This window comes from Gordonia sp. SID5947, from assembly GCF_009862785.1.
GTDB lineage: Bacteria > Actinomycetota > Actinomycetes > Mycobacteriales > Mycobacteriaceae > Gordonia.
Window position 1 is genome coordinate 2,317,258 of record NZ_WWHU01000001.1, and the last position, 25,166, is coordinate 2,342,423.

General features: G+C 64.8%; 23 protein-coding genes and 4 pseudogenes. 9 read left to right on the forward strand and 18 right to left on the reverse strand.

Annotated features, from left to right (window positions below; genetic code table 11):
* Positions 1-8 precede the first annotated feature (8 nt).
* Positions 9-518: a hypothetical protein gene (locus GTV32_RS10740; protein WP_343287289.1), complete on the reverse strand. Its 510-nt coding sequence runs from the start codon at positions 516-518 to the stop codon at positions 9-11.
* Complete coding sequence (locus GTV32_RS10745) at positions 515-1,147, reverse strand: TetR/AcrR family transcriptional regulator (protein WP_161060316.1); 633 nt, start codon at positions 1,145-1,147, stop codon at positions 515-517. The genes GTV32_RS10740 and GTV32_RS10745 overlap by 4 nt, the downstream gene beginning before the upstream one ends.
* 291 nt (positions 1,148-1,438) lie before the next feature.
* Between GTV32_RS10745 and GTV32_RS10750 the strand changes: the two are divergent.
* Positions 1,439-2,349, forward strand: a pseudogene (locus GTV32_RS10750) (LLM class F420-dependent oxidoreductase).
* Positions 2,350-2,356: 7 nt separating this feature from the next.
* Positions 2,357-3,199 carry an SDR family oxidoreductase gene (locus GTV32_RS10755; RefSeq protein WP_161060317.1) on the forward strand — a complete coding sequence of 281 codons (843 nt, stop codon included), beginning with the start codon at positions 2,357-2,359 and terminating at the stop codon, positions 3,197-3,199.
* Between the two features lie 8 nt (positions 3,200-3,207).
* Here GTV32_RS10755 and GTV32_RS10760 read toward each other — a convergent pair.
* From GTV32_RS10760 to GTV32_RS10815, 12 genes and pseudogenes are all read right to left on the reverse strand, one after another.
* A pseudogene (locus GTV32_RS10760) lies at positions 3,208-4,355 on the reverse strand (acyl-CoA dehydrogenase family protein).
* A gap of 12 nt (positions 4,356-4,367) precedes the next feature.
* Positions 4,368-5,513 (reverse strand): thiolase family protein, encoded by a 1,146-nt coding sequence (locus tag GTV32_RS10765; protein ID WP_161060318.1) that lies wholly within the window; start codon positions 5,511-5,513, stop codon positions 4,368-4,370.
* Positions 5,514-5,515: 2 nt separating this feature from the next.
* Positions 5,516-6,352, reverse strand: a complete 837-nt coding sequence (locus tag GTV32_RS10770; protein WP_161060319.1) for an enoyl-CoA hydratase-related protein — start codon at positions 6,350-6,352, stop codon at positions 5,516-5,518.
* Positions 6,349-7,601: pseudogene (locus GTV32_RS10775) on the reverse strand (CaiB/BaiF CoA-transferase family protein). The gene GTV32_RS10770 and the pseudogene GTV32_RS10775 overlap by 4 nt, the downstream one beginning before the upstream one ends.
* On the reverse strand, positions 7,601-8,365 hold the full coding sequence (locus GTV32_RS10780) for an SDR family NAD(P)-dependent oxidoreductase (RefSeq protein WP_161060320.1): 765 nt from the start codon (positions 8,363-8,365) through the stop codon (positions 7,601-7,603). The pseudogene GTV32_RS10775 and the gene GTV32_RS10780 overlap by 1 nt, the downstream one beginning before the upstream one ends.
* Positions 8,365-9,543: an acyl-CoA dehydrogenase family protein gene (locus GTV32_RS10785; RefSeq protein ID WP_202421739.1), complete on the reverse strand. Its 1,179-nt coding sequence runs from the start codon at positions 9,541-9,543 to the stop codon at positions 8,365-8,367. The genes GTV32_RS10780 and GTV32_RS10785 overlap by 1 nt, the downstream gene beginning before the upstream one ends.
* Before the next feature lie 83 nt (positions 9,544-9,626).
* Complete coding sequence (locus tag GTV32_RS10790) at positions 9,627-9,944, reverse strand: hypothetical protein (RefSeq protein WP_161060321.1); 318 nt, start codon at positions 9,942-9,944, stop codon at positions 9,627-9,629.
* Positions 9,910-10,332, reverse strand: coding sequence for a hypothetical protein (locus GTV32_RS10795; RefSeq protein WP_237421515.1), 423 nt, complete (start codon positions 10,330-10,332; stop codon positions 9,910-9,912). The genes GTV32_RS10790 and GTV32_RS10795 overlap by 35 nt, the downstream gene beginning before the upstream one ends.
* Complete coding sequence (locus tag GTV32_RS10800) at positions 10,329-11,039, reverse strand: ABC transporter ATP-binding protein (protein ID WP_202421741.1); 711 nt, start codon at positions 11,037-11,039, stop codon at positions 10,329-10,331. Before GTV32_RS10800 ends, GTV32_RS10795 begins: the two co-directional genes overlap by 4 nt.
* Positions 11,036-11,749 (reverse strand): ABC transporter ATP-binding protein, encoded by a 714-nt coding sequence (locus GTV32_RS10805; protein WP_343287290.1) that lies wholly within the window; start codon positions 11,747-11,749, stop codon positions 11,036-11,038. Before GTV32_RS10805 ends, GTV32_RS10800 begins: the two co-directional genes overlap by 4 nt.
* Positions 11,727-13,874 carry an ABC transporter permease gene (locus GTV32_RS10810; protein ID WP_161060323.1) on the reverse strand — a complete coding sequence of 716 codons (2,148 nt, stop codon included), beginning with the start codon at positions 13,872-13,874 and terminating at the stop codon, positions 11,727-11,729. The genes GTV32_RS10805 and GTV32_RS10810 overlap by 23 nt, the downstream gene beginning before the upstream one ends.
* Positions 13,874-15,226, reverse strand: a complete 1,353-nt coding sequence (locus GTV32_RS10815) for an ABC transporter substrate-binding protein (protein ID WP_161062455.1) — start codon at positions 15,224-15,226, stop codon at positions 13,874-13,876. The genes GTV32_RS10810 and GTV32_RS10815 overlap by 1 nt, the downstream gene beginning before the upstream one ends.
* A gap of 378 nt (positions 15,227-15,604) precedes the next feature.
* Between GTV32_RS10815 and GTV32_RS10820 the strand changes: the two genes are divergently transcribed.
* From GTV32_RS10820 to GTV32_RS10850, 7 genes and pseudogenes are all read left to right on the forward strand, one after another.
* Positions 15,605-16,153: a carboxymuconolactone decarboxylase family protein gene (locus GTV32_RS10820; RefSeq protein ID WP_161060324.1), complete on the forward strand. Its 549-nt coding sequence runs from the start codon at positions 15,605-15,607 to the stop codon at positions 16,151-16,153.
* 4 nt (positions 16,154-16,157) lie between these two features.
* Positions 16,158-17,428 (forward strand): annotated as a pseudogene (locus GTV32_RS10825) (aromatic ring-hydroxylating dioxygenase subunit alpha).
* Complete coding sequence (locus GTV32_RS10830; protein ID WP_161060325.1) at positions 17,409-17,735, forward strand: hypothetical protein; 327 nt, start codon at positions 17,409-17,411, stop codon at positions 17,733-17,735. Before GTV32_RS10825 ends, GTV32_RS10830 begins: the two are co-directional and overlap by 20 nt.
* Positions 17,735-18,946, forward strand: coding sequence for an amidohydrolase family protein (locus GTV32_RS10835; RefSeq protein ID WP_161060326.1), 1,212 nt, complete (start codon positions 17,735-17,737; stop codon positions 18,944-18,946). The genes GTV32_RS10830 and GTV32_RS10835 overlap by 1 nt, the downstream gene beginning before the upstream one ends.
* Entirely contained in the window at positions 18,933-19,376 is a 444-nt protein-coding gene (locus GTV32_RS10840) for a nuclear transport factor 2 family protein (RefSeq protein ID WP_161060327.1), read from the forward strand. The genes GTV32_RS10835 and GTV32_RS10840 overlap by 14 nt, the downstream gene beginning before the upstream one ends.
* Entirely contained in the window at positions 19,373-20,476 is a 1,104-nt protein-coding gene (locus tag GTV32_RS10845) for an acyl-CoA dehydrogenase family protein (RefSeq protein WP_161060328.1), read from the forward strand. The genes GTV32_RS10840 and GTV32_RS10845 overlap by 4 nt, the downstream gene beginning before the upstream one ends.
* 40 nt (positions 20,477-20,516) lie before the next feature.
* Positions 20,517-21,254 (forward strand): acyl-CoA dehydrogenase family protein, encoded by a 738-nt coding sequence (locus tag GTV32_RS10850; protein WP_237421798.1) that lies wholly within the window; start codon positions 20,517-20,519, stop codon positions 21,252-21,254.
* A gap of 104 nt (positions 21,255-21,358) precedes the next feature.
* Here the strand turns inward: GTV32_RS10850 and GTV32_RS10855 are convergent, their stop codons facing one another.
* The 4 genes from GTV32_RS10855 to GTV32_RS10870 all read right to left on the reverse strand — a co-directional run bounded on the left by GTV32_RS10855 (position 21,359) and on the right by GTV32_RS10870 (position 25,055).
* Complete coding sequence (locus GTV32_RS10855; protein ID WP_161060330.1) at positions 21,359-21,880, reverse strand: hypothetical protein; 522 nt, start codon at positions 21,878-21,880, stop codon at positions 21,359-21,361.
* Positions 21,881-22,088: 208 nt separating this feature from the next.
* Positions 22,089-22,871 carry an enoyl-CoA hydratase gene (locus tag GTV32_RS10860; protein ID WP_161060331.1) on the reverse strand — a complete coding sequence of 261 codons (783 nt, stop codon included), beginning with the start codon at positions 22,869-22,871 and terminating at the stop codon, positions 22,089-22,091.
* Between the two features lie 23 nt (positions 22,872-22,894).
* On the reverse strand, positions 22,895-24,070 hold the full coding sequence (locus tag GTV32_RS10865; RefSeq protein ID WP_161060332.1) for an acyl-CoA dehydrogenase family protein: 1,176 nt from the start codon (positions 24,068-24,070) through the stop codon (positions 22,895-22,897).
* Positions 24,054-25,055, reverse strand: coding sequence for an acyl-CoA dehydrogenase (locus GTV32_RS10870; RefSeq protein ID WP_161060333.1), 1,002 nt, complete (start codon positions 25,053-25,055; stop codon positions 24,054-24,056). Before GTV32_RS10870 ends, GTV32_RS10865 begins: the two co-directional genes overlap by 17 nt.
* Between the last annotated feature and the right edge of the window lie 111 nt (positions 25,056-25,166).

A 25,166-nucleotide genomic window follows, 5' to 3' on the forward strand; every position in this document is an offset into this window, starting at 1 on the left:
TACGAAGATCAGCTCGCCGGCACCAGACTGACGGGCGGCGGTGTCATCGCGTGGTCGGCCGCGACCCGGAACGACTCGACCGCGGCGAGCGATTCCGGGTCGACGCCGGCCGCTGTCAGCGCCTGACGTTTGAATGCCCGTGCTGCGCAGCTCAGTCGGTGTGACGTGGTGAGACAGCGGCTGTCCAGGTCCGAAGACAGGCCCTCACCCCACAACCGGATGTCGGCGAGGCCCCGGTCGATCACCGACGTTGCCCCGTCCCTGATTCGCTCGTCGGCCGCGAAGGCCTTCGCCGACACCGCCAGGGCCTGTGGCCATGGACCGGCGCCCGGCTGATCGAAGGCCTTCCGGTTCCCCAGCGAATCCCGGAGATCGAAAAGTGGTGCGCCGAGAATCGCCATCGGCCTCGTGTCCCCGTCTTCGAGTACGTGGACCGAGACGTCCCATCCGGCCATCGATTGGTCGAACAACCAGCCACCCGCGTGTTCGATCGCCTCCAGTGGATCCGCAGCGATCACGGCGAGCCGGTAACGCAAGGGCCGACGCCGCGCGACAGTTCGCACTCGAGAGACCTCGTGTACTCCCGGAACACGGGCACCAGTGGAATTGACGGATCGAGCAACCATGATGTTTCCATTCCGTTGATGAAGGCGATGACTTCCACGGCCTTGGCGGCCACGTCCAGGTCCGAACGGAAGCGCCCCTCACGCTGACCGCGCCGAATACCCTCGGCCACGGTCTCCACCGCTGCGTGATAGCGGAACAACAGCCGGTCGTGGAGCGGGGTGTCCGGGTCGAGGTTCTCCGCCTGTAGCACGGTGAACATCCGGACCTGCTCGGGTGACCGTTCGAACCGCGATGCGACGTTCCCGAGTTGCTCGATGATGTCGCCTGTGCGGTCCGCGTGCTCGTCGTCGTCGGCGTCGCGCAGCTCCAACACCGCATGGAGCAACTGCGCCTTCGACTCGAAATGATGCAGGAGACCTGCAGGCGTCACACCCGCCTCCGCCGCGATCTGGGCCAGCGTCGTATTGCGCCATCCATTGCGGCCCAGCAACTGCTGCGCCACTTCCAGAATGCGCCGCTTGCGCTCCTCCCCTTTGGCGAGGAGCGCATCATACGGACGTGTACCAGACGCCTGACTCACAATTTCGTTCCTGACTCACCAGTGAACATGTTCGGGGGGCTGCCCGAATCCAACCTAGTGAACACATAGTAGGTAGGTTCCGACGATGTGACAAGCGTCTCACTTAACATCGATCGCTGTCACGGTCACATCTATCGTCGGTCGTGGCACGAGAACGAATATCACACCTTCGAGAACATTCCTCTCCTTCAGAGATATCATTGTTCTCGTCATCAGGTCGCATCGGCGTCGACGACGCACAGCGAGGACGAATCGAAACGCTGCACGTCAAACGCCTACTACGAGGAGATCATGCGCTTCATCTTTCACTACCCGGAGACCAGCGGCCCGGACGGTGACCTGTTTGCCGCCGGCGGGATCAAAGACGTGGCCCAGCGAGCCGAGGGTGCGGGGTTCGACGCGTTCTCACTCAGCGAGCACCCCGCTCCGGGAGCACGTTGGTTGGCCGCCGGCGGTCATCAGACGCTCGATCCCTTCGTCACGCTCGGATACGTGGCCGCCGCCACCGAACGGTTGCGACTGCTCACCTACCTCGCCGTGGCGCCGTACCGGAACCCCCTGTTGTTGGCGAAGTCGGCAGCCACCCTCGACATCCTCTCGGGGGTCGGCTGATCCTCGGTCTCGGCGCCGGCTACCAGAAGAGTGAGTTCCACGCACTCGGCGTCGACATCACCGAACGCAACGCGCTGCTCGACGAGGCCCTCGAGGTTCTCCCGCTGCATTGGCGTGGCGAGACGTTCAGCTTTGCCGGTGAGCACTTCAACGCGAGGGACGTGATGTGTCGCCCGCGGCCCGTGCAGTCGCCGATACCGATCTGGATCGGCGGGAACTCTCGGCTCAGCCGTCGACGCGTCGCCCGTGCGGCCCAGGGGTGGATGCCGATGACCGGTGGCGCGCAGCTGAGTTCGACGGCCCGGACCCCCATGCTCGACCCGGATTCGGAACTCGACGACATCATCACCGAATTGCGTGGTGCCGCCGACGCCGCCGGGCGAACCGAGCCGATCGACGTGCTGTACTCCTACCAGGCAGAAGGTATCGCCGATCCCGCGGCTGATGCCGACCGGCACCGGGAAGCATTCGCGCAGCTCGAGAAGGCCGGCGTCACCTGGATCCTGGTGTCGAGCGGGACCACCGACTTCTCCGCCACCACCGATTTCCTGGATGCCTTCGGCGCCACGTATCTCGGCACCGGGCGGTGACCGTCCGGTGAGGTGGTTCGAAGAACGAAGTGGACTCGACGGTGCCGTTGCCGTCATCACCGGCGGCGCAGGTGGACTCGGGGAGGCCATTGTCCTGGATCTCGCCGCGAACGGGGTTCGACCAGCCGTGATCGACATCGACGGTGCAGCCGCGGAAACCCTGTACGGCACCCTCACCGAAGCGGGACACGACGCGATCGTACATCCGGGAGACGCTCGCGACCCGGCGCTACTCGAGGAACTGTTCGACGCGGCAACCGACCGTTGGGGCCGGATCGACATCGTGGTGAACATAGTGGGCGGCACCTTTCGTGCCGAGTTCGTCGACAGCACCCCCAAGGGATGGGACGCACTCCTGCGCACGAACTTCCACCACGTCCTCCATGCCTGCTCGCTGGCGGTTCCACGTATGCGGGCGGGCGGTCGGGGTGGCAGCATCATCAACATCACCACCATCGAGGCCCACCGCGCGGCACCGGGGTTCGCGGTATACGCGGCCGCAAAAGCTGCCGTCGAGCAATTCTCCCGAACCCTTGCGGTCGAGGTCGCACCCGAGGGGATCCGCGTCAACAACGTGGCACCCGACTTCGTGCCGACCCCGAATCTCGCGAAGTTCGGCCAGGGAGCGATCCCGCCGATGGCCACACCGGGCGGCGCCCGGATCGCGATCCCGATGGGACGCGTCGGCGACGTGTCAGACGTCTCCAACGCCGTCGTCTTCCTGGCATCGGGTCTGTCGAGCTATATCACCGGCACCACCCTGCACCCCGACGGTGGCACTCTCGCGTCATCGGGATGGTTCAACTGGCCCGACCACGGCTGGGCGAACTACGCTCCGGCGCAGTACTGACCGAACTGTCACAGCCCCAGTGATTTCGCGACGATCGTCCGCATGACCTCACTGGTGCCCGCATAGATCCGGGCCACGCGTGCGTCGGTGTACAGGCGGGCGATCGGGTATTCGGTCATGTACCCGTACCCGCCGAACAGTTGTAGACACCGGTCGACGGCCCGCGCCTGCATCTCGGTACAGAACAGCTTGACGCGAGCGGCATCGGCACCCGAGAGTTCGCCGTCGACCAGGGCGAGCACTGCCTGATCGAGCATCGCCTGTGCGGCCTCCACCTCCGTCGAGACCGACGCCAGTTCGAACTTGGTGTTCTGGAATCCGGCGACCGGTTTCCCGAATGCCTTACGCTCCGAAACATATTCGATCGTCGCCGTCAATGCGGCCCGCGCCTGCGCGACCGAACCGGCGGCCACCGTCATTCTCTCCTGGGGCAGATTGTGGCCCAGGTAGCCGAATGCCGCACCCTCCTCCCCAGGATGTTGGCCACCGGCACCCGCACATCGGTGAAGGACAATTCGACGGTGTCCTGCACCTTGCAACCCATCTTGTCGAGCACCCGGCCCCGCTCGAATCCGTCCATGCCGTCCTCGACCACGAGGAGACTCAACCCGGCCCTGCGGTTGTCCGGATCGGTCGACGTCCGTGCCACCACGATCACCAGGTCGGCCAGCAGACCCCCGGTGATGAACGTCTTGGCACCGTTGACGACGAAATGCTCACCGTCGCGGACGGCGGTGGTACTCACACCCGCGAGATCGGAACCGGTTCCCGGCTCCGTCATCGCGATCGCGGTGAGCGACTCTCCACTCGCCAACCCCGGGAACCAGCGGCCACGTTGCTCGGTGTTCGCATAGCGCAGGAAATACGGCAGGATCACGTCCAGCTGGGTGCGCACGGTGGACAAGGTGACCATCGCACGCGAGGCCTCCTCTTGGAGGATCACGTTGTAGCGGAAGTCCTCCTGGCCCGCCCCGCCATACTCTTCTGGGATCGCCATGCCCAGGACTCCCAACTCACCGAGCCGGGTGAACACGTCCCGGGGCATCTGCCCTGCCTTCTCCCACTTCGGGTACTCGCCGACGACCTCCTTGTCGACGAAGTCCCGGACGAGCGCCCGGAACGCTTCGTGATCCTCGTGGTAGATGCCACGTCGCATGTCGCAGTCCTCTCAGGCCGTCAGCTCGACGAGTGTTGCGTTGGCGGTGCCGCCGCCCTCGCACATCGTCTGCAATCCGTATCGGATGTCGTTGTCGCGCATGTGGTGCAACATCCGGGTCATCAAGATCGCACCGGATCCGCCGAGTGGATGTCCGAGAGCGATGGCACCGCCCAACGGGTTCAGTCGGTCGCCCCGCGCTCCTGTCTCCGCGAGCCAGGCCAACGGCACCGGCGCGAAGGCCTCGTTGACCTCGAAAGTTCCCACATCGTCGACCGACACACCGGCTTTCGCGAGAACCTTCGCGGTTGCCGGGATGGGTCCGGTCAGCATGAGTATCGGATCCGCGCCGGCCACCGCGCCGCCCCGGTAGCGCGCGATCGGCGTGAGGCCGAGGTCGCGAGCACGTTCGGGTGTGGTGACGAGTAGGGCGGCCGCACCGTCGGAGATCTGGGACGAATTCCCGGCGTGGATCACGCCGTCGTCGCGGAACGCCGGTTTCAGCCCGGCCAGCTTCTCGACGGTGGAACCGCGCCGGACCCCTTCATCGACGGTGACCGTCCCGGTACCCGTGTCGACCGGCACGATCTGATCGACGAACGCACCCCGATCGATCGCCGCAGCCGCAAGTTCGTGTGATCGAACCGCGTACTCGTCGAGGAGGGCGCGGGACAAACCCCACTTCTCGGCGATCAGCTCCGCCGAGATCCCCTGATTGAAGGAGAAGTCATCGTAACGGGCAAAGACTTTCGGCCCATACGGCACTCCGGTGGAGCGCGCCGCTCCCAGCGGAACCCGGCTCATCACCTCCACGCCGCCCGCGACCACCACGTCCTGCTGTCCCGACATCACGCCCTGCGCGGCGAAATCGAGAGCCTGTTGGCTGGAGCCGCACGCGCGGTTGATCGTCGTACCCGGAATCGATTCCGGCCATCCCGCTGCAAGCACCGAGTACCGCCCGATGTTGCTCGACTGGTCACCGACCTGCGAGACACATCCCCACACCACATCATCGACGATCGACGGATCGATGCCGGTGCGATGGGCCAACTCCTGCAACACCAGCGCCGAGAGATCCGCGGCATGCATCTCCGACAGCCCACCGTTGCGCTTGCCGACCGCGGTACGAACGGCCTCGACGATGACGACTTCACGCATTTTCACTCTCTCCGATCTCGTTGCGTGGCGCTTCCCGGCGGCGGCACAGCCCACCGTCCCGTGAACGCCGGTTCCGTCTTCTGCGCGAACGCGGTGTAGGCGGTCGCCACGTCCGAGGTGCCGAAGTTGATCACCTGTGCGCGCGACTCACGGGCGACGGCCTCTCGCAGCGAACCGTCGACCCCCTCGTTCAGCAGCGACTTGATCTGCGCGAGTGCGACGGGCGGACCGGTGGCCAGTTGTCGGGCGATCGCGTCGACGAGATCATGGATCTCGTCGGCGTCGACCACCCAGGTCACCAGACCCATCGTGTGTGCCTGCTCGGCGTCGATCATCTCGGCCAGCAGCGCAAGACGTTTCGCCTGCTGTAGCCCGACCAGCCTCGGAAGGTGCCACGACCCTCCGAGATCCATGGACAGACCACGTCGCGCAAAGATCTGCGAGAAACGCGCCTCGGGGGTGGCGGCAACCAGGTCGCAACCGAGAGCCAGATTCCATCCCGCGCCGACTGCGACACCGCACACCTTCGCGATCGTCGGGATCGTGAGGTCGTGCAGCGCCATCGTGACGTCGGTGAGGATGCGCATCTTGTCGACAGGATGGCGCGCATCGGGTTTCGAGATATCCGCACCCGAACAGAACGCGCCGCCGGCTCCGGTCAGGACCAGTGCTCGAGGGCCCTGCGACCGTGCAGAGTCTTCCAGGACGTCGCGGAGCACGCACCACGCCGCCCAGTCGAGCGCATTCTTGCGGTCCGGCCGGTTCAGTGTCACGGTGCGAACACCGGTCGCATCGTCGGTGACCAGCACCGCCGAATCGTCGGTGGGGCCTGCGCTCATCGGTCGAACGCCGGGCCGACGGCCCCCTGTGCGCGCAGCCCGGCGATCTCAGCCGCACCCAACCCGAGTCCGGCGAGCACGGTGTCGGTGTGCTCCCGAGCCCGGGGACCGGACCCATCACCGGATCGAAACCGGTGATCACCGGCGGGGGCAGCACTGCGGGGATCGGTCCGTTCGGTGTATCGACCTCCCGCCACCGGTCACGCTCGGCGAGATGCGGATGGGCTATCACGTCGCTCGGTCGATTGAAGCGTGCGTTGCCGATCCCGGCCGCGTCCGCCGCCTTCTGGATGTCGACGAGATCATGCTGCGCGCACCAGTCGGCGATGGCCGCATCGAGGACGTCCCGATGCGCGACACGCCCTGCGTTGGTGGTGAACCGTGCGTCATCGGCGAGATCGTTCCGCTGCAGTATCTCGGTCGAGAGTCGCTGCCATTCGCGATCGTTGGTGGTGCCCAACACAACCGTCTGTCCGTCACCGGTCCGATAGGCGCCGTACGGCGCGACCGCGGGCGATCCCATGCCACGTGGTTGCTGATCGATGCCCGTGTGCCGGGTGTAGTTGAGCGCGTACCCCATCAGTTCGGCCATCGTGTCGAACAAGCTGACGGCCACTGCACCACCACGGTCACGGCCTTCACCATTGCGGCTGTGCCCGACCATCAACGACAGGATGGAGATCGCCGAATACAGTCCTGAGCAGACGTCGGCCATCGGTGGCCCCGGCTTGGCCGGCGCATCGGGGTGGCCGGTGATCGCGCACGCCCCCGATTCCGCTTGGGCGAGAAGGTCGTAGGCACGTTTGTGTGACAGCGGACCACCTGGCCCGTACCCGTCGATCTCCACCACGATCAGATCCGGGTGACGATCGGCGAGATCATTGGGCGCGAGGCCCATCTTCGCCGTGGAACCGGGCGCCAGGTTGGAGACCAACACGTCGGCGTCGTCGAGCAACCGATGGAGCACCGCCATCCCGGCCGCCGACTTGAGATCGATGGTGACCGACTCCTTGCCACGGTTCACCCAAACGAAGTGTGCCGCCATGCCATTGACGACGTCGTCGTAATGGCGCGCGAAGTCTCCGCCCTTGGGGTTCTCCACCTTGATCACCCGCGCACCGAGGTCGGCCAGCGTCCGCGTGCACATCGGCGCGGAGACAGCTTGCTCGAGCGCGACGACGGTGACACCGCTCAACGGCCCGGCCTGCTCCTGTCCCCCGCTGTCGATCTGCTCGATCGGTGTCGACATCACATCACCATGCCACCGTCGACCGGCAGCACCTGTCCCGTGATGAACGACGCGGCATCGGAGGCCAGGAAGACGAATGCGCCGGCAACCTCGGACGGTTCGGCCCAGCGGCGCAGTGGAATTCGATTGAGCATGGTCGGTGCAAAGCGCTCGTCGGTACGGATGGTCTCGGTCATCGGCGTCGCCGCCAACGGCGCCAGCGCATTGACCAGGATGTTCTTGCGCGCCAACTCACGCGCGAGGGACTTGGTGAGTCCGATGATCCCGGCTTTCGCAGCCGAGTAGTTCACCTGCCCGAGCGTTCCGGTGATCCCGGCCGACGACGTCACGTTGATGATGCGTCCCGTACCGTCGGTGGCGAGATGAGGCAACGCCGCCTGCGCGCAATTGAACGCACCCATGAGATGGATGTCGAGCATCCGGCGGATGCTGTCCTGGCTGGTGTCGGCGAACATGGCCGGAGCCGTGACCCCGGCATTGTTGACCACGATGTGGACATGCCCGTCTCCCAACGCGGCGGCTCGACTCATCACGCCGTCGGCGGCGTCCCGGTCACTGACGTCGAGCGCCATGCTGTCGGCTTTGCCACCTGCAACCGAGATCTGCTCGGCCACCTCGGCGGCCGCGGATTCGTTCACGTCGGTCACCATGACCGCCGCGCCCGCCGTCGCCAATGCGGCGGCGACCGCCGACCCGATGCCACCGGCGGCACCGGTGACCACAGCCGCACGGCCGGTCAGGTCGAACATCGTGTTGTGGCTCATCAGTAGCTCCTCGGCATGCCCAATGTGTGCGATCCCAGATAGTTGAGGATCATTTCCTGACTGATCGGCGCGATCCGCATGACCCGAGCCTCGCGGAAGTAGCGCGCGACGTTGTACTCCTCCGAGTATCCCATGCCGCCGTGGGTCTGCAGCGCACGGTCGGCCGCCGTGAAACCTGCTTCCGCACAAAGATATTTGGCAGTGTTCGCCTCGCGGCCACACGGCTTCCCGTTGTCGTAGAGCCAGGTCGCCTTGCGCAACACCAACTCCGCCGCGTCCAGCTGCGCGAGGGAGTCGGCCAGCGGGAACTGGATGCCCTGGTTCATGCCGATCGGCCGGTCGAACACCTCGCGCTGCTTCGCGTAGGTCACCGCCCGGTCGAGCGCCACCCGGCCGATGCCGAGCGCCTCTGCAGCGATGAGCATGCGCTCCGGGTTCAGGCCGTCGAGCAGGTACTTGAAGCCCTTGCCCTCCTCTCCTACCCGGTCCTCCTCGGGTACGTAGAGGTCGTCGATGAACAGCTCGTTCGAGGTGACCGCATTGCGGCCCATCTTCTTGATCGGCCGGATCTCGACGTGCGCAGGATCGAGGTCGGTGAGGAACAGCGTCATCCCGTCGGTCTTCTTCTCGACCTGGTCATACGGGGTCGTGCGGGTGAGCAGAAGAATCTTCTCCGACTCCATCGCCTTGGAGATCCACACCTTGCGCCCGTTGATCACATAGCCGTCGCCTTTGCGGCGAGCCGAGGTGGTGATGCGTGAGGTGTCCAGGCCCGCTCCGGGTTCGGTCACCCCGAAACACACGTGCAGGTCACCGTTCACCACCCGGGGCAGCGTTCGCTGCTTGAGCTCGTCGGAACCGTGTACGACGACCGGCTGCATACCGAAGATCGAGAGGTGGATGGCGGTCGCGGCGTTCATCGCACCACCAGAGCGCGAGACCTGCTCGAGAAGGATGGTGGCCTCGGTGATGCCCAGGCCGTGTCCGCCGTACTCCTCCGGGATCGTCATGCCGAGCCAGCCGCCGTCGGCAATGGCCTGATAGAACTCGGTCGGGAACTCGTGCGCGAGATCCTTTTCCATCCAATACTGGTCGTCGAAGCGTCCCGCGAGTTCGGCCACTGCCTTGCGGATCAGTTCCTGATCCTCCGACAGCTCGAAACTCATCCCTTGAGACATACGTCGAACCTTCCTGTTCTGCTGGTGGGCGACATGTGCTCGCACCGGCCTCCTCTGCGGTGGCCGGTGCGATCAGTCGCCGGTCAATCCGATGCCGGAAGCGCTTTGGCGGTCTTGATGGTCATCGTCGTACCGTCACACGTCAGTGGTCCCGAGCCTGCCGCGGTGCACAGAAGTTCCACCGTCTCCTCGGCGTTGACGTATCGCTTGCCGATCAGGACACCGGGTTCCGATCCGTCCCTGCCCGGCTGGGTGACCGACTTGGCCGGCTGCAGTGTGGTCCCGCCACAGGTGATCTCGGCTGCACCGTCGGCAGGAGCCGTGACCACCACCACCTTGGTGGAACAGGTCTCACACGCCAGCTGTTCACCCGCGCGCAACTGCGGCACTTTCGTGGTCATGCTGAATCTGATCCTCCACTGTGGTGGTGTGTTTGCCGGTTGCCGGCGCCGGGGCGAGACGTTCACCGAAGGTGTTGAGATCGAAGGCCTGCCGCGCCAACCAGAACCGGAGGAAGTTGGTCAGGGAGTACCGCAGGAACACGGCCGATCCGACCACCGCCACCGCGATGCCGGTGAGCGCGATCGTCAACGCATCCCGCTGCACCAACGGGTCGGAGGTGTTGTGCGACATCAGGTAGGCGATCACCCCGAGTGCGACGCCGAGCACCATCCCGACCACACCGAGCCGGATCCAGAGCTGCGACCTGGCCGCGGCCGGATCCGGGATCTTCAGCTTCTCGAGTTCCTGCGTGAAGCGTTGCGTCCTGTCATCAGATGTGGCCGTCATGTGGCACTCCCTAGGTAGAGGTTGGCGAGTTCTTTTCTGAGTGATTCTCCTGGTGGACCCTGGTATTCGACCTGACCACGAACCAGCACCGACGCGTGGTCGGCCATGTCGAGCACCGCCGACGCGAACTGCTCGACCACCAGCACGGCGACTCCCTCGCGCGCGATCTGCGCGACATGTTCGTAGAGTCTCTCCACCACCAGCGGGGCCAATCCCATGGAGAGCTCGTCGAGGAGCAGAACCGCGGGGTCCGTCACCAGCCCCCGGGTGAGGGCGAGCATCTGCTGCTCGCCGCCCGACAAGGTGCCCGCGGTCTGCGAGGCGCGTTCCTTGAGGATCTGGAACCTGGAGAACGCGAGATCTTCGACCTCCTCCCGCGACTTCCCGGTGAAGGTCATCATCCAGAGGTTCTCGCGGACCGTCAGATTCGGGAACACCCCGCGGCCCTCGGGAATCAGACACACACCGGCCAGCGCGGCATCCCTGGAGGCGATACCGGTCACGTCACGACCGCCGTACAGAATCCGGCCCGAGTCGGCCGGATGCACTCCCGCAGCCACTTTCTGGGTCGTGGTCTTGCCTGCGCCGTTGGGCCCCAGCAGCGCAACCACCTGGCCCGCACCGACACTGATGTCGACACCGTGCAGCGCGGTGATGCCTCCGTAGCCGGCACGGACGTCGCGGAGTTCGAGTAACGGTGGAATCATGCTGTCCCCAGATAGGCGTCGAGTACGGCGGCGTTTTGTCGCACCGATTCCGGTGGACCAGAGGTGATGATCGCACCCAGGTCGAGGACATGGACCTTGTCACAGACGCTCATGACCAGTTCCATGTCGTGCTCGACCAGCAGGATCGCGACACCGTCCTGCGCGACGGTCCGCAGGATCTGGGCGAACCGCTCGGTCTCCTCGGCGTCCTGTCCGGCCGCAGGCTCGTCCAGCAGGATCAGATCCGGTCGCGTGGTGAGAGCCCGTGCCACCTCCACCTGACGGCCGACACCGGTCGGCAGGGAATCGGCGAGCCGGTCCGCATACGCCCCGAGCTGAGCCCGGTCTATCACGCCGTCGACGAGTTCGGCCGCGGCCCGGCCGTTGCGTCGGAGTTCGGCTGCGACGAGCAGGTTGTCGCGGACGCTGAGCCGACCGAACAACTCGAGGCCCTGGAATGTCCGTGCCATCCCACGCTTGGCGCGCTGGGCCGGTCCGAGACGGGTGATGTCTTCGCCGTCGAGGAACACAGACCCAGAACTCGGCCGCCGCAACCCGCCGATGACGTCGAACAGCGTGCTCTTCCCGGCACCGTTCGGGCCGATCAGCCCGGTGATGTGTCCGCGCTCGGCGGTCAGCTCGACGCCGGAGAGCGCGCGATGCGCGCCGAACGACACCGACACATCGTCAACTCTGAGCAGCGACGGCACGATCCAACACCTCCTCATCGTCATCCGTCCACGGACGGTTGATTCCCCACCATTCGACGGGGATCTCGGCCTCGGGTCCGCCCGGACCATCGCCTGCAGGATGCGCGCGGCGGTCACGCCAGATGGCGATCATCGGGGTCAGCAACCCGGCCGCGAGCATCGCGACGAAGAAGACGTATCCATTGATCACATCGGCGAGCCGCAGCAGCCAGAAGACCAGCGTCCACCCCAGCAACGCCGCCATGACGAGTCGATCGGCGAATGCCGTGTTCCACTGCTTGCGCAGCGCCGCGATCCCGCCCTCCTTGACCGCTCGCGCACCGAAAGCGATACCCAGCAGCGCCGGGATCGCCTGCGAGACCTCACGAAGGCCAGGCCACAGAACTCCGATCGCGTTGAGCGGTCCTGCGAGTGCGGCACCGGTGAACATCCCGCTACCCACTGTGCCGAGGCCTGCCAGCACCACCACCAGGAAGATCGGCAGACCTGAGATGAAGTTGAACTGGTCACCGGTGACCGACTGGAGTTGCATGCCGTACAACGCACCCCCGAGGCCGGCGAGCGCGGAGCTGAGCCCGAAGACCAGCATCTTCGAGGTGAGGAGATTTCCGCCGAGAGTCGCGTATGCGGCTTCGCTGTCGCGCAGCGCGATCAGCTTGCGGCCCAGCCGACCTCGCCGCAACAGCGCGACGGCAACGGTCGCCGCGGCGAGGACGACGGCGGCGAACACGGTGGTGCGCTGCGGGGTGTCGATGGCGTAGCCGAACAGCGTCGGCCCCGGCACCTCGACCGATCCCTGGTCGAAGAACGAGATCCGCAAGCCGAACAGGTCGAAGGCCGGCAGGGTGAAGATCCACCGATCGAAGATCACCGCGATCGCCGCGGTGCCCAACGCCAGGTAGACCCCGGAGAGCCGAAGCGCGGGCAACGCGATCGCGGCTCCCACGATCCCGGCGATCACCATGGCCGCGATGATCGCCCACCACTGCCCGTCCGCACCCAGATGTCCGCAGACGATCGCACCGATACCGGCAAGGGTGATCTGGCACAACGAGATCTGGCCGGCGTAGCCCGCCAGCGGGACGTACGAGAGCGCCAGGACACCGAACGCGAAGATCTGGCCGTAGGTGATCAGGTCACTGTCGCTGAGCACCGTCGCCAGGATCAGCCCCGACCAGACGACAACGAGGGCGAAGAAGATCGTCCCACGAAGCGACGGCAGTGGCACCGGGCTCAGCTGGCGATCGCGGCCTCGGAGCCGTCCGTGCGGGAACGCGAGCAGTGCGAGCAGCAGCAGGATGGCCGGGGCGGCCAGCCGTAGACCTGGCAGATACGCATTCTGCGGCAGATAGCCGGTCAGGTAACTCTCCATGCAGCCCACCACGACAGCACCGAGGAACGTCAGCGGCAAGCTCTTCAACCGTCCGAAGATCGCTGCCGCGTACGCACTGACGATCACCAACGAGAGTGACATCGCGTCGAGGGCGACCACCGGGGCGATCAGGACACCACCGATCGCAGCCAGCTCGATCCCGAGAATCCATGCGATCCGGTTGGCGCGCACCGGATCTGCACCGGTGAGACCGACCAGTGACCGGTCGTCGACGGTTGCGCGCATCTCGGTACCGGCCCTGGTCCGGAACAACAGGACACGCAATCCCACCGCCACCAGGATGGCGACGACCATGGTGAGCGCCTGATGCCACGTCACCGTGGCACCGAAGACGTGGAACGGCTGCTGGTCGGCGAAGAACGTGGGCAGGTTCCGGGGTTCGTTCGGATCCCAGATCCACCGCGCCAGCGCGATGAGACCACTCAGCAGCGCGACTGTCATCACCAGCTTCTCGGCCTCACCGAGAGCCTGCACCGGCCGCAGCGCCACCTCGACGAACAGTCCGAACAGTGGCGTCAGCACCCCGAGCACCACCACGAGCGACAACCAGATCGGCCATCCCCATCCGACGCTGAACTGCCAGTAGGTGAATGCCGCCATCATGCCGGCGGCCCCGTGTGCGAAGTTGAACACGCCGGTGGTGGTGTAGGTGACGACCAGCCCGCCGCTGATCACTGCGTAGATCGCGGCGGTGCTGAGTCCGACCACGCCGAAGGCGAGGAATTGGTCCATTACTGCACGTCACTCATGCTCTTGCCGACGTCCGACAGCTTCATCCCGTTCCCGTATTGACCGGTCCAGCGCTTCACCGGGATGTTGCAGCGGTACGCACCCTGATCAGGACCGAAATCGGCTGCTTCCCAACCGCTCCGAGTTGCCTTCTCCACGTTGAAGCACGGTGAGGGCGCGGCCCCCGGGGTGAGATTCTGCGGCGCCTGCAACCCGCCTGCGGTCCAGGCCGCCTCCTTGGTCGCGGCCGACATCACGCATGCCCGGGTCACATTGTCGCCGCAGCTCGCAGCCGATTTCGCGAACACCAGCCACGCCGAGAAGGCCCGAAGCGCAGGGAGGGTGATGGTCGCATCCGGAGCGTACTTCTTGTACAGATCCTTGAGCTGGTTCATCACCGGGTCCGTGCTCTCGATCGGCAGGACACCGCCGAGGTCGACGAGGTTGTTCTGCTTCTCGGCCGATGAACCGAGCAGGTCGAGGAACGACTGACTGTAGGCGTTGTTGTTCGCGTCGATCCAGTCGGGCTTGTAGTTCATCCCGCTCAGCGTGCTCTCGAGCTTGGCGAGCTGCTTGTAGTCCCCGAAGAAGATCAGGCCTTTCACGCCCTTGTTCTTGATCGACTGCGCGTAGGGCGTCCAATCGGACACCCCCGATGCCGGGTAGAGGTCGTTGTAGACGAACTTGCCTCCGGCCGCCTCGGTCGACTCGACCTGGATGTCGCCGAGGACCTTCGTGACCGGCGAGTCACCGTTGATGATGCCGACCGCGTTCGCGGACTGCGGGTACGCGTCCTTCAACAACCACGTGCGGAACTGGTAGTAGGGCAGATAGCCGATGGACTGCGACGGTGAGGCCTGCACGCTCAGATCCGCACCGAGTTCGGTCAATTGCGCGACCTGCGCCGGGAAGTTCGGGAGCAGACAGGTCAGCCGTTCCTTGGTACCGAGCGCATCGAGGGCCGCTCCACCGCCGACCAGTGCGAAGTCCTGCTTGCACGCCTCGGACATCTGTTGCCGAACCGCCATGAGCTTCGTGTCACGCGTCGTCGCCACGAGTTTGCGACCGTTGATCCCACCGTTGTCGTTGCACCACGACGTGAACACCTTTGCCGCGTCACCGAACTCCGAGTTCTTGGTGAAGCCGACGTCGGAGAGCACGCCGACCTGGATCTGGTCGTCGGTGACCCCCTGCGCAGTTGCCCCCTTCGCGGACCCGTCCTGGCACACATCTGTCAGATCGCCGAACGAACTCGAGACGCTCGACGAGGACCCTGTCCCCTCCGCCCCGGTCTCCTCGGTCCCGCTGCCGTCACGGCCACCACAACCTGCGGCCGCAAACGCGACCACCACCATGGCCGTCGCGAATATTCGCTGTGCTCTCACCTGATTCTCCTCAATGACGTCTCCGGGCCGGCGAATCCCACCGGGATTCGAGAGCGTCTGGCGAAGGCTGTCGGACCAGTACCGAAGCGCAGCCGTGGCATCCCTGCTCTCGCTAATGAGAAACTAGCTTCTCCTAAACGAAGAATCAACAGATTGGGAGATCCAGGTCACAGATTCTCGGCACCTGCGAGCGCGCGACGTCGTAGAACGGCATGCACCTCCACGGAATCCGCCTCGGAACGGCACGGGGCACAACCACGAAAGATGCGCCGATGGATTGACTCACGAGGCAACTCATGAAAACGTAGTATCCGTCAATGAGAATATGATTCTCCGAAGGAGGGCCGGATGCGGCTGACACCCTTGCCGGGCGACCAGTGGGACGACGACGTCGATGCCGCACTGGCAGGCATGCTGCCGAAGAGACGCCGGAATCCCGAGGGCGCCGGCAATGCGCTGGCAACTCTCGTACGTCACCCCGATCTCACGAAGGCGTTCATGCCGTTCAACGTGCACCTTCTGTTCGGGTCCACGCTGTCGGACCGGATCCGGGAGGTCGCGATCCTCCGGGTGGCCGAACTCAGCGAATCGCCCTACGAACTCGAGCACCACACAGGCATGGGCCAGGCCGCCGGGATGACGCTCGAGGAAATCGAGGACGCCCGCCGAGGGGCCGCGCTCGAACCCGTCGAACAACTCGTCCTCGATGCGGTCGGTGAGTTGCACCGTCACCACGCGATCCTCGACGAGACCTGGGCCTTGCTCGCCGAACAGCTCACCGACCGACAGGTGATGGACCTGGTCTTCACGGTCGGCGCCTACTCCACTCTGTCCATGGCATTCAACACGTTCGGCATCGAGCCGGATCGCGAACTCCAGCCTGAATACGAAAGGTAAACCGTTGGCACACTTCAAGAAACCAGAAGCCGGTAGTTGGACCGAGCACTTCTCCTTCCTCGGCACCGAGCCCGTCGACTACACGGACTCGATCGACCCCGAGTTCTACGAGGCGGAGCGCGAGGCCATCTTCAAGAAGACGTGGCTACACGTCGGCCGGGTCGAGCGCCTTCCCAAGAAGGGCAGTTACTTCACCCGCGAACTGCCGGTGGTCAACACTTCGTTGATCATCGTCAAGGGCAAGGACGACGTGGTGCGCGCATTCCACAACGTCTGCCGCCACCGCGGCAACAAGCTGGTATGGGACGACTTCCCCAACGAGGAGACCTCCGGCACCTGCCGGCAGTTCACCTGCAAGTACCACGCCTGGCGTTATGACCTCACCGGCGATCTGAGCTACGTCCAGCAGGAGGGCGAGTTCTTCGATCTCGACAAGAACGAGTTCGGCCTCAAGTCGGTCCGGTGCGAGATCTGGGAAGGTTTCATCTTCATCAACCTCGACCCGGACGCCGAATCCCTCGCCGATTACCTGGGTGCCTATGGCGAAGGCATCAAGGGATACCCGTTCCACGAGATGACCGAGGTCTACAGCTACCGTGCGGAGGTCGGAAGCAACTGGAAGCTGTTCATCGACGCCTTCGCGGAGTTCTATCACGCGCCGGTTCTGCACCAGAAGCAGGCGGTGAAGGACGAAGCCGACAAGCTGATGAAGGTGGGATTCGAAGCGCTGCACTACGACCTGCAGAGTCCGCATTCGATGATCTCCTCATGGGGCGGGATGGCCCCACCCAAGGATCTCGGAATGGTCAAGCCGATCGAGCGCATCCTGCGTTCCGGTCTGTTCGGTCCGTGGGATCGCCCCGACATCGAGGGCCTCGACCCGTTGCCGCCTGCCATCAACCCGGCGGGCGCGGTCCCGTGGGGCGTCGACGAGTTCGAGTTCTTCCCCAACATGTCCCTGCTCTTCTGGGCTCCGGGCTGGGTCATCACCTACCAGTACTGGCCGACCGCGGTGGACAAGCACATCTTCGAGGCCAATCTCTACTTCGTGCCCCGAAGACCGTCCGTGAGCGCCTCGCGCAGGAACTCGCCGCGGTCACGTTCAAGGAGTACGCGCTCCAGGATGCGAACACGCTCGAGGCCACCCAGAAGATGATCGAGACCCGCACCGTCACCGAATTCCCGCTCTGCGACCAGGAGATCCTCCTGCGTCACCTGCACAAGATGGCCGTCGATCACGTCAAGGAGTACGAAAATGCCAAAGCTGCCAGCTGAATTCGCTGATCTGGAGAAGTTCTCCGACTGGTGCCTCGCCACCGAGGCGGAGCGTTACGCGAAGCGCCTCGACTCGACAATGGACGAGATGCAGGAACTCTATGATGCGGCCATGCCGCGCCTCGAGGACGCCTGCGCGTTCGGGGACAAGTTCCCTCTCGACGATCTGCCCGAGGACGTGCGTTCGCTGATCCATCTCATGCAATCGCTTGTGATGGTGTCCTTCCCAGTGGAGGTCTGGAAGCAACCGCGTGTCCCGGACAGCGGCGCGGCCTGGGCCGAGCTCGTCGTCGAACCCGTGGTCTGATGGTCACTCTCAAGGCGGCCGGTCTGGTCGACGTCGACACGGGTGAGCTGATCACCCCGGGCATCATCCGTGTCGACGGCGATCGGATCGTCGGTGTCGGTGGTGAACCGGAAGGCGAGGTCATCGACCTCGGGGACAACATCCTTCTTCCCGGCCTGATGGACATGGAGGTCAACCTCCTGATGGGCGGCCGGGGCGAACGTCCCGTCTACTCCACTGTGCAGGATGACCCCCCGACCCGGATGCTGCGTGCGGTCGGCAACTCCCGCCGCACGCTGCGGGCCGGCTTCACCACAGTGCGAAATCTCGGATTGTTCGTCAAGACCGGCGGTTACCTGCTCGACGTCGCACTCGGCAAAGCCATCGACAAGGGCTGGATCGACGGTCCGCGCATCGTGCCGGCCGGCCACGCGATCACCCCTACCGGTGGCCATCTCGACCCCACGATGTTCGCCGCGTTCGCACCGAACGTCTTGGATCTCACCCTCGAAGAGGGCATCGCCAACGGTGTCGACGAGGTCCGTAAAGCCGTTCGCTATCAGATCAAGCACGGTGCGCAGCTGATCAAGGTGTGCGTCTCCGGTGGCGTCATGTCGCTCACCGGAGAGCCTGGAGCGCAGCACTACTCGTTCGACGAGTTGTGCGCGATCGTCGACGAGGCTCATCGTCGCGGCCTGCGGGTGGCCTCGCACACGCACGGTGCCGAAGCCGTCAAACAGGCCGTGAAGGCCGGCATCGACTGCATCGAGCACGGTTTCCTGATGGACGACGAAGCCATCGAGATGCTCGTCGCCAACGACACCTTCCTGGTTCCGACGACCCGTTTGGCCGACGCCATGGATGTCTCGCACTCTCCTCCGGAGCTGCAGGCCAAAGCGGCCGAGATGTTCCCGAAGGCCCGCATCTCGGTGAAGAAGGCATACGACGCCGGTGTCAAGATCGCCGTGGGTACCGACGCTCCGGCAATCCCGCACGGCAAGAATGCCGACGAACTCGTCGCACTCGTCGAGCGCGGTATGCCGGCATCCGCGGTCTTGCGCGCAGCCACCGTCACCGCCGCCGAGTTGATCCGGGTCGACGACCGCGGGCGCATTGCCGAAGGACTGCTCGCCGACATCATCGCGGTGCCCGGAAATCCTTTGGACGACATCACTGTGACGCAGGATGTCCGCTTTGTGATGAAAGGTGGCAAGGTCTTTGTCCAGAAGTGATGCATCCAGAAACGACGACCTCCTCGAGATCCAACAGCTGTTGGCGAAGTACGCGGTCACGATGACCCAGGCCGACACCGACGGGGTGGTCTCGGTGTTCACGCCCGACGGCAACTACAGCGCCTTCGGTGAGGTCTATTCGCTTGATCAGTTTCCCCGGTTGGTGCAGGCCGCCCCCAAGGGTCTCTTCCTGACCGGCACCGCGCTCATCGACCTCGACGGAGACGACGACAGGAACACGGCGACGGGCACCCAGCCCCTCTGCTTCATCGATCACACCCAGCAGGACATGCGGATCGGCTACTACAACGACACCTACGTCCGAACCGAGGACGGCTGGCGCCTGCGCACCAGGGCGATGACGTTCATCCGCCGTAACGGTGAGCACAATTCGGGCCGCCCGCACGCGATCTCCTTCACGGGAGAATGAACACCCAGGAGTTCCGGGCCGCGGTGCGCGGGTGGCTCGACAGTCATGACCTGTCACCTGGCGACGACCATTCGTTCGACGCCCAGGTCGCGCAACTGTCGCGTGTCCGGCGGGCCCTCTACGAAGCGGACTGGATGCGCTACGGCTGGCCTACCGAGGTCGGCGGCCTCGGAGGCCCGGCGGTCCTGCGAGCCGTACTCGGTGAAGAGGTCGCGACGCGCAATCTCGCCGAACCCGGCATCTACTCGATGATCGAGGTGCTCGCGCCGACCGTGATCTCCTACGCCCGTCCCGAACTGGCGGCCGAGATGGTGCCGCGCCTGCTCAACGGCGACGAACAGTGGTGTCAGGGGTTTTCCGAACCCGGGTCGGGCAGCGACCTGGCGTCGTTGAGCACCCGAGCCGCGCCCGACCACGGCAATGACACGTGGATCATCAACGGGCAGAAGGTGTGGACCAGTCTCGCCCAGTTCGCGGCCCGCTGTGTACTGCTGACACGGACGGGGCCCGGACACGAGGGAATCACGGCGTTCTTCGTCGACATGGACACGCCCGGCATCACGGTGCGTCCGCTGCGGACGATGCACGGTGTCGACGAGTTCGCCGAGGTCTGGTTCGACGACGTCGTGGTGCCGGCCGATCGGATGCTGGGCCGCCCCGGCGACGGCTGGCGGGTCGCCATGGACCTGCTGCCACACGAGCGGTCGACATGCTTCTGGCATCGCATCGCCTACCTGTACTCCATCCTGGACAACCTGGTGCAGCAGTCGGATCCCACCGACGACCTCGACCTCGGTGCCGCCTACCTCGCCGCGCACACCGTGCGTTCCCGGTCATATGCGACGCAGCAACGACTCGGCGCGGGCGGGCGCCTCGGCCCGGAGACGTCGATCGACAAGGTCCTGCTTGCGACCGCCGAGCAACAGCTCTTCGACACCTGTCGCGATCTCGTACCCGGCGCCGTGGAATGGACCGATCCGGTGCTGCGATCGGAGTACCTCTATTCACGTGCGGCCACGATCTATGGCGGGACCGCCGAGATACAGCGCAACATCATCGCACGCCGACTACTCGATCTGGGAAAGGGCGACAGTGGATAGCGCCGAACAGGACCTCTTCGCCGACACCCTCCGCAAGGTCATGTCCGCGAATTCCGGGCCGGCCCTCGACAAGGCGCTGGCCGAACTCGGGTGGTCGGAGATGCTCGCCGACATCCCGGACGTCGCGATTCCGCTCGTGTTCCGACTACTCGGCGAATCCGGCTCACACAGTTCGATTCTCAACGACGTGCTACTCCTCGACCACCGCGGCGAGCCCGGCTCCGTGGTGCCCCTGGCGTTCGTGGGACGCCGTTGGGTTGAGTGGTCGCGCGACAGCATGGACGGCCAGGACTCGATCGATCCCGAGCTGCCGTTGCGCGAGGTTGACAGGGGCATCGACCTGCCGATTGCCCAGGCACGTCTGGCGCTCGGCTGGTGGCTGGTCGGATCCAGCCGCGCCATGCTCGATCTCGCGCGCACCCATGCACTGGACCGCACACAGTTCGGACGGCCGATCGCCTCGTTCCAGGCAGTGCGTCACCGCCTCGCCGAGACCTTGGTGGCGATCGAGGGCGCTGAGGCCACCCTCCGTGTCGCCCGGGACGACTTCGGTGCATTGCTGGCGAAAGCGGCGGCCGGCCGGGCGGCCACGGTCACGTCACGTCATGCGCAGCAGGTACTCGGCGGCATCGGATTCACCGCGGAGCACCCCTTTCATCGGCATGCCCGCCGGGTCATCATGCTCGACTCGATGCTGGGCAGTAGCCGAGAGCTGACACGCGAGGCGGGCGCTCACATCCGCGCCTCGCAGAACGCGCCGCGGTTGATCGATCTCTGAGCACCGCCGAAACCTCACATCGGTTGTCCCACAACAGTTATCACACAAACGGTCCACACATGCTTCGGGCCGGCCTCGAATCCGAGGCCGGCCCGAAGTGGGTGTCACGCGCAGGCGGGTATCTGCCCTCCGTCGCCCTGGACCGCCATCAGCGCGCAGAAGGTGTCAGCGGACACCTTCCACTTGCCATCCTCCTTGATCGCCTGACCGGTCTGGCCGGGCATCACCGGATTACCCTGCATCAGAAGGTCATACGTCACTTCCGCATTGTTGGCGTCCGTGACCTTCACGTCCTTCACGGCCACCGTCGTCTGCATGGACTGCGGATTCTGCGTGAGTCCCTGCAACACCGGCTGGAATGCGGCACCGTTCTCGATCAACGCAGCGCGCTCAGGGGGTGGGGTCTGACCGTTGAAGAACACCACGTAGGCGTCGGTGATCTCCTTGGTGGTGGCCGGGTCCGAGGCAGCAGCCTCGGCCACCGAAGCCGACGTCGCCGCCATCGAACTGGTTGCGCTCGAATCGGAGTCACTCGAGTCCGAGTCGCTGCAGCCCGCCGCGACGCCGACGATCATGACCGCCCCCGCACACATGGCCAGGGCCCGCGCGGTGAATGTCTTGCGCATGGTGGTGTCCTTTCTCGTGGACGCCCGATATCCCGAGACGCCCAACTGATTTCATGAAGATCGACGACACCGGAGCCGACGACCGAGTCTGATAATTCCATTCTCATGTATGAGAATAAGCCAATCACCTGCTCGTTTCCGGCGATTCTGAGAATTTCTCATCGCCAATCTTGTTGCTGTGTGGATGATCTGAACCGTCCGGTCCCCCTCAGTTCATCCGGCCCTTCATCTCTTCGAGATCGACGAGGACAGGGAACCCATTGACGCTCAATGCGTTACCATGACCGGTCTGATGAATGTCGAACACGGACTGGATTGCCGCATAGAAGCCCTGGATGTCGAGGGTCTGGTTGACCGCACGCTTGGCCTGGCGCACCGCGAACGATGGCATCGTGGCGATCCGGGCCGCCATCTCGATCGTTCGCGCATCGAGCTCTTCCCGGGGCACCACGAGGTTCACCATCCCGGTCTGCTCCGCTTCGGCGGCCGTGACCGGTCGCCCGGTGAACAGGATCTCCTTGGCCTTGCGCGGTCCCAGTTCCCAGGTGTGCCCGTGATACTCGACGCCGCCGATGCCCATCATGACGACCGGATCGGAGAACTTGGCATCCTCCGAGGCGATGATGAGATCGCACGGCCAGCAGAGCAGCAACCCGCCGGCAATGCAACGCCCCTGCACCGCGGCGATACTGGGTTTCGGGATGTTGCGCCAGCGCAGGCTGTAGTCGAGGTATCGCCGGGCTTCGGTCCCGTACACCATCTCCAGGGTGATCTTGTCGGGCCTCGGTCCGCCACCGGTCAGATCGTGACCGGACGAGAAGTGCTTGCCCTCGCCACGCAGGACGATCACGCTCACGTCTGGATCGTCGGCGGCCCGTGTCCAGGCTGCGTCGAGTTCGTCGAGAAGCTCCGCGTTCTGAGCGTTGGCCACCTCGGGGCGATTCAGCGTGATGGTAGCGATCTTGTCCTTCACGTCATACAGGATGTTCATCTGTGTCCTTCATCGATTCCGCCTCAGCGCCTGGGCAATCCGAGCACGCGCTCGGCGATGACGTTCCGTTGGATCTCTGACGTGCCGCCGGCGATGGTGTAACCGAAACTGCGGGCATAACGTTCGAACCAACTGGTGTAGAGCATCTCGAGGTCCATGTGGTCATACGGCGCGGTGAGACCGGGATGTGACAGTCCGTTCTCACCGGCGGCCGTGAGCGCACGCTCTGTCGCGTTCTGAACCGCTTCCGAACCCATCAGCTTGAGCACCGACAGCGCCGGCACATCCTGCTCGCCTCTGGCCGCCCTGCCCAATGCCTGCGACCCCAGCAACCGGAGTGCATGGGAGTCCATCACGAGAGTCGCGTACCGGTCGCGGTCGAGGACGGTCTCCGGACGGTAATCACGGAGCAGATCCTCCAGACGCTCGGCAAAGCTCAGCCACAACAGAGTTCGCTCATGGCCCAACGAACCGTTCGCCACATGCCAGCCCCCGTTGAGCTCGCCTATCAGATTCTCGGCGGGAACCCGTACGTCCTCGAAGAAGACCTCGTTGAAATCCAGATCCGTCGGGGACGAGATCGCCCCGAACGGGCGCCGCGTGACGCCTGGCAGGTCCGTCGGGATGAGGATCGCGCTGATGCCCTTGTGTTTTGGCGCGTCGGGATCGGTCCGCACGAACGTCAGCAGCACGTCGGCGTCGTGCGCGCCCGACGTCCACACCTTCTGACCGTTCACCACGAACTCGTCACCCTCGAGCCGGGCCTTGGTGCGCAGAGACGCCAGATCCGACCCGGCTCCGGGCTCGCTCATGCCCAGTGACGCGGTGATCTCGGCCCGCAGGATACGTACCGCCCATTTGTTCTTCTGCTCCGGCGTTCCGAAAGTGAGCAACGATGCGGCGATGATGCCAAGGCCCTGTGGGTTGTAACTGTGGTAGATACGTCGTCGCGACAATTCGACCAGATGGACGTACTGCTGCAGGATGCTCGCGTTGCGACCGCCGAACTCCGGCGGGTTCCCCGGCTGCAACCACCCGTTGTCGAACTGCAGGCGCTGCCAGGTGCGCGCCCAATCCGGGATGTCCGAACTGGATTTCGCCCGCCGGCCGGCGTCCGCCTCGGTGGGCAGATGCTCGTCGAGAAACGCGATGAACTCCGCTCGGAACTCCTCGACGTCGGTGTCAAAGTTGAGTTGCACGATACTCCTCGGTGATCAATGCCCGGTGTTCGTCCGAACCCCCGAGCATCAGCTCTCCTGCCTTTGCGCGCTTGAGTGGGAACTGCAGATCGTTCTCCCACGTGTAGCCCATCGCGCCGAACAGCTGATAGCCGTTGCGGAACACCACTGATTGGCACTCCCCTGCCGAGGCTTTCGCCATCGACGCCGCCAGTCTCATGTCGGTGCTGCCGGTCGAGATCGTCAGTGCGCTGTAATAGGCGAGCGCGCGGGCCCGTTCGATCGCTACGTGCATGTCGGCGGCCTTGTGTTTCACGGCCTGGAAGCTGCCGATCGCGACGCCGAATTGCTGCCGGTTGGTGACGTGTTCGAGGGCGAGGTCGAGGATGCGCTGGCATGCACCGACCATCGTGATGGCCATCCCCATCAATGCGACGGCTCGCGCACGGGCGACGTCGGGCACCGGATTGCGGCGGGAATCCGACACCCGGACAGACGGGAACGTCACGTCCGCGATGTGCATCAACGGGTCGAAGCACGGTACCCGGGTCACGATGGCGGCATCGGCCGGGATCACGAACACACCGGCGGCAGTCACCACGGCGAACTGCTCGGCACGGTCACCGTCCAGAACGGTCCGACAGGTACCCGACAGCAGCCAGCCCTCGTCGTCGAGGTGCGCGATCACCCCCGTGGGGACCGCCGCTCCCGTGTGGCCGGGTTCCGCGAGTTCCCCGGCCAGCGGCGCGAACTGTGTCACGGTCGCCAGGAACGGTGTGGGATCGGTCGCCGATCCCATCGCTTCCAGTGCGATGGCCAGTTCGACCGATTCGGCGGGCTCGACCAACTCCGTCCAGCCCTGGTCCACGTAGGTCGCCCAGAGCGGTGCAGGGTCGACATCGTCGTCGACCACCCGCCGGACCCATGCGGGCGAGCACTCCTTGGCCAGCAATTCCCGCACGGTCTTACCCCAGAGCCGCTGGTCGGAATCGAACTCTACGAGCACGGACACTCTCCTCTCGGCTTCCCTTGTGCCCCGACGGCCGATGACGACGACGGAGAGACTGATCTATCCACAAACTGAGAATAGCGTTCTCCATTTGAGAATGGAACACTT

Excerpts from the sequence above, each read along its gene's own strand:
- GTV32_RS10765 (WP_161060318.1), bottom strand. The coding sequence starts at position 5,513 with ATGCGTGAAGTCGTCATCGTCGAGGCCGTTCGTACCGCGGTCGGCAAG.
- GTV32_RS10770 (WP_161060319.1), bottom strand. The coding sequence starts at position 6,352 with ATGAGCGCAGGCCCCACCGACGATTCGGCGGTGCTGGTCACCGACGAT.
- GTV32_RS10780 (WP_161060320.1), bottom strand. The coding sequence starts at position 8,365 with ATGAGCCACAACACGATGTTCGACCTGACCGGCCGTGCGGCTGTGGTC.
- GTV32_RS10785 (WP_202421739.1), bottom strand. The coding sequence starts at position 9,543 with ATGTCTCAAGGGATGAGTTTCGAGCTGTCGGAGGATCAGGAACTGATC.
- GTV32_RS10790 (WP_161060321.1), bottom strand. The coding sequence starts at position 9,944 with ATGACCACGAAAGTGCCGCAGTTGCGCGCGGGTGAACAGCTGGCGTGT.
- GTV32_RS10795 (WP_237421515.1), bottom strand. The coding sequence starts at position 10,332 with ATGACGGCCACATCTGATGACAGGACGCAACGCTTCACGCAGGAACTC.
- GTV32_RS10800 (WP_202421741.1), bottom strand. The coding sequence starts at position 11,039 with ATGATTCCACCGTTACTCGAACTCCGCGACGTCCGTGCCGGCTACGGA.
- GTV32_RS10810 (WP_161060323.1), bottom strand. The coding sequence starts at position 13,874 with ATGGACCAATTCCTCGCCTTCGGCGTGGTCGGACTCAGCACCGCCGCG.
- GTV32_RS10815 (WP_161062455.1), bottom strand. The coding sequence starts at position 15,226 with ATGGTGGTGGTCGCGTTTGCGGCCGCAGGTTGTGGTGGCCGTGACGGC.
- GTV32_RS10820 (WP_161060324.1), top strand. The coding sequence starts at position 15,605 with ATGCGGCTGACACCCTTGCCGGGCGACCAGTGGGACGACGACGTCGAT.
- GTV32_RS10830 (WP_161060325.1), top strand. The coding sequence starts at position 17,409 with ATGCCAAAGCTGCCAGCTGAATTCGCTGATCTGGAGAAGTTCTCCGAC.
- GTV32_RS10835 (WP_161060326.1), top strand. The coding sequence starts at position 17,735 with ATGGTCACTCTCAAGGCGGCCGGTCTGGTCGACGTCGACACGGGTGAG.
- GTV32_RS10845 (WP_161060328.1), top strand. The coding sequence starts at position 19,373 with ATGAACACCCAGGAGTTCCGGGCCGCGGTGCGCGGGTGGCTCGACAGT.
- GTV32_RS10850 (WP_237421798.1), top strand. The coding sequence starts at position 20,517 with ATGTCCGCGAATTCCGGGCCGGCCCTCGACAAGGCGCTGGCCGAACTC.
- GTV32_RS10855 (WP_161060330.1), bottom strand. The coding sequence starts at position 21,880 with ATGCGCAAGACATTCACCGCGCGGGCCCTGGCCATGTGTGCGGGGGCG.
- GTV32_RS10860 (WP_161060331.1), bottom strand. The coding sequence starts at position 22,871 with ATGAACATCCTGTATGACGTGAAGGACAAGATCGCTACCATCACGCTG.